This is a genomic window from Pseudomonas sp. AGC41, assembly GCF_057334555.1.
Genome location: NZ_JBHFJB010000117.1, coordinates 118,436 through 121,843 on the forward strand (window position 1 = coordinate 118,436; position 3,408 = coordinate 121,843).

Here is a 3,408-nt window from a genome sequence, read left to right on the forward strand (position 1 = left end):
GCCTCTGTGGCGAGGGAGCTTGCTCCCGCCGGGTGGCGCAGCCGCCCCAAACAGACCGATGATTTGTGTGGGTCCAATCATTTTGGGTCCGCTGCGCGGCCCAGCGGGAGCAAGCTCCCTCGCCACAGAAGCGGCACATCCCTGTCTAAAAATTATCCGGCGTCCGCGCCCGCTCCCGCGCGTGCTCGCGGCTGATCAGCCCCTTGCTGACCAGATCCTTCAGGCACATGTCCAGCGTCTGCATCCCCAGCGAGCCGCCGGTCTGGATCGATGAATACATCTGCGCGATCTTGTCTTCGCGGATCAGGTTCCGGATCGCCGAAGTTCCCAGCATGATCTCGTGCGCCGCGATGCGGCCGCCACCAATCTTCTTGACCAGCGTCTGGGAAATCACCGCCTGCAGCGACTCCGATAGCATCGAGCGGACCATCGACTTCTCATCGCCCGGAAACACGTCGACTACCCGGTCAATCGTCTTGGCCGCCGACGTGGTGTGCAGGGTGCCGAACACCAAATGCCCGGTTTCGGCGGCGGTCAACGCCAGGCGAATGGTCTCCAGGTCGCGCATCTCTCCCACCAGGATCACGTCCGGGTCCTCCCGCAGGGCCGAGCGCAGGGCCGTGGAGAAACCCTGGGTATCGCGGTGCACCTCACGCTGGTTGATCAGGCACTTGCGCGGTTCATGCACGAATTCGATGGGGTCTTCGATGGTGAGGATGTGATGGTGCTTGTGGCTGTTCAGATAGTCGATCATGGCCGCCAGGGTGGTGGACTTGCCTGAACCGGTCGGCCCGGTTACCAACACCAGTCCGCGAGGAGCCTCGGTGATCTTGCGAAACACCTCGCCCATTCCCAGGTCTTCCATGGTCAGGACTTTTGAAGGGATGGTCCGGAACACCGCACCCGCGCCCCGATTATGGTTGAAGGCATTGACCCGAAATCGCGCCACACCGGGTACATCGAAGGAAAAATCGGTTTCCAGAAACTTCTCGTAATCCACTCGTTGGCGGTCGTTCATGATGTCGTAGATCAGTTCATGAACCTGCTTGTGGTCCAGCGCCGGCAGGTTGATCCGCCGTACATCGCCGTCCACGCGGATCATCGGCGGCAGCCCGGCGGACAGGTGCAGGTCCGACGCCCCTTGTTTGGCGCTGAACGCCAGCAATTCAGTGATATCCATAGCGCTCCTCAATTCCAGTAGAATGCCGCGAACCTCAGACCGCTGGCCTCTCTTTATGACCACCATAGCAGACAACATTGCTCAGGTTAGATCGCGCATCCATGCCGCGGAGCAGGCCGCCCAGCGCCCGGGACACAGCGTCCAGCTGCTGGCGGTGAGCAAGACCAAGCCGGCCCAGGCCCTGCGCGAAGCCCATGCCGCAGGCCTGCGGGATTTCGGCGAGAACTACCTGCAGGAAGCGCTGGGCAAGCAGGCCGAACTGACCGACCTGCCCTTGATCTGGCACTTCATCGGCCCCATTCAATCGAACAAGACGCGCGCTATCGCCGAACATTTCGACTGGGTGCACTCCGTGGATCGCCTGAAAATTGCCCAACGCCTGTCCGAGCAGCGCCCGGCCGACCTGCCGCAGCTGAACATCTGCATCCAGGTCAACGTCAGCGGTGAAGCCAGCAAGTCCGGCTGCACGCCAGCGGACCTGCCCGCCCTCGCTAATGCCATCAGCACGCTGCCTCATCTCAAGTTGCGTGGGTTGATGGCGATTCCCGAACCGACCGACGATCGCGCCGAACAGGATGCAGCCTTCGCAACCGTTCAACAGCTGCAAGCCAGCCTGGACCTGCCGCTGGACACGTTGTCCATGGGCATGAGCCATGACCTTGAATCCGCCATTGCCCAAGGCGCCACCTGGGTGCGCATCGGCACAGCGCTGTTTGGAGCGCGTGACTACGGCCAAGCGCCCAGCTGACTCACTCATCTCTTTATAAGGACCTGTCATGAGCAACACGCGTATTGCCTTCATCGGCGCCGGCAACATGGCCGCCAGCCTGATCGGCGGCCTGCGGGCCAAGGGCCTGGACGCATCCATGATCCGCGCCAGCGATCCGGGTGAAGAGACCCGCAAGCGGGTGAGCGCCGAGCACGGCGTCGAAACCTTCGCCGACAACGCCCAGGCCATCGAGGGTGTGGACGTCATCGTGCTGGCCGTCAAGCCGCAAGCGATGAAGTCCGTGTGCGAGGCACTTCGCCCGCACCTCAAGCCTCATCAGTTGGTGGTGTCGATTGCCGCCGGCATTACCTGCGCCAGCATGAACAGCTGGCTCGGCGCCCAGCCGATCGTGCGCTGCATGCCCAACACCCCGGCGCTGTTGCGCCAGGGCGTCAGCGGTCTGTTCGCCACCGCACAGGTGAGCGCCGAACAACGCCAGCAGGCTGAAGAGCTGCTGTCAGCCGTGGGCCTGGCGCTGTGGCTGGACACCGAGCAGCAACTGGACGCGGTCACCGCAGTCTCCGGCTCGGGCCCGGCGTATTTCTTCCTGCTGATCGAAGCCATGACCGCCGCCGGAGAAAAACTCGGTCTGAGCCGCGAGATCGCCGCCCAACTGACCTTGCAGACTGCTCTCGGCGCCGCTCACATGGCGGTGTCCAGCGATGTCGATGCAGCGGAATTGCGTCGCCGCGTGACCTCGCCGGCCGGCACCACCGAAGCGGCCATCAAATCATTCCAGGCCGGGGGCTTCGAAGCCCTGGTGGAAAAAGCACTCGGCGCCGCCGCGCACCGCTCGGCCGAAATGGCCGAACAACTGGGCCAATAAGGAGCCATTCATGATTGGATTGAACACTGCAGCGGTCTACGTCCTGCAAACCCTCGGCAGCCTGTACCTGCTGATCGTGCTGATGCGCTTCGTGCTGCAACTGGTGCGCGCCAACTTCTACAACCCGCTGTGCCAGTTCGTCGTCAAGGCGACCCAACCGCTGCTCAAGCCCCTGCGCCGGATCATCCCGAGCCTGTTCGGCCTGGACATGTCGTCGCTGGTGCTGGCGATCCTCGTGCAACTGGCGCTGATGGCCCTGACCCTGCTGCTGACCTACGGCACCACCGGCAACCCGCTGCAACTGCTGATCTGGTCGCTCATTGGCGTCGCCGCGCTGTTTCTGAACATCTTCTTCTTTGCCATGATCATCAGTGTGATCCTGTCCTGGGTCGCGCCGGCCAGCCACAACCCGGGCGCCGAACTGGTGAACCAGATCTGCGAGCCCGCCCTGGCGCCGTTCCGCCGCATCGTGCCGAACCTCGGCGGCCTGGATATCTCGCCGATCCTGGCGTTCATGGTGATCAAGCTGATCGACATGCTGGTGATCAACAATTTGGCGGCGATGACGATGATGCCGGAGATCTTGCGGGTGTTGATCTAAAGCACGCTGCAGCTTTTCCTGTGGCGAGGGAG

General features: G+C 62.8%; 4 protein-coding genes. 3 read left to right on the forward strand and 1 reads right to left on the reverse strand.

Annotated elements, in window-relative coordinates:
* Positions 1-145: 145 nt before the first annotated feature.
* Positions 146-1,180: a type IV pilus twitching motility protein PilT gene (locus ACE04F_RS20740; protein ID WP_305498174.1), complete on the reverse strand. Its 1,035-nt coding sequence runs from the start codon at positions 1,178-1,180 to the stop codon at positions 146-148.
* A 55-nt stretch (positions 1,181-1,235) separates the two neighbouring features.
* Between ACE04F_RS20740 and ACE04F_RS20745 the strand changes: the two genes are divergently transcribed.
* Genes ACE04F_RS20745 through ACE04F_RS20755 form a run of 3 tightly spaced genes read left to right on the forward strand, consistent with a single transcriptional unit; the run spans position 1,236 to position 3,376 of the window.
* A complete protein-coding gene (locus tag ACE04F_RS20745) occupies positions 1,236-1,928 on the forward strand; it encodes a YggS family pyridoxal phosphate-dependent enzyme (RefSeq protein WP_486109587.1) in 693 nt (230 codons plus the stop codon).
* A gap of 28 nt (positions 1,929-1,956) precedes the next feature.
* Positions 1,957-2,775 (forward strand): pyrroline-5-carboxylate reductase, encoded by an 819-nt coding sequence (proC, locus tag ACE04F_RS20750; RefSeq protein ID WP_305498170.1) that lies wholly within the window; start codon positions 1,957-1,959, stop codon positions 2,773-2,775.
* 10 nt (positions 2,776-2,785) lie between these two features.
* On the forward strand, positions 2,786-3,376 hold the full coding sequence (locus ACE04F_RS20755) for a YggT family protein (RefSeq protein WP_305498169.1): 591 nt from the start codon (positions 2,786-2,788) through the stop codon (positions 3,374-3,376).
* Positions 3,377-3,408: the final 32 nt, after the last annotated feature.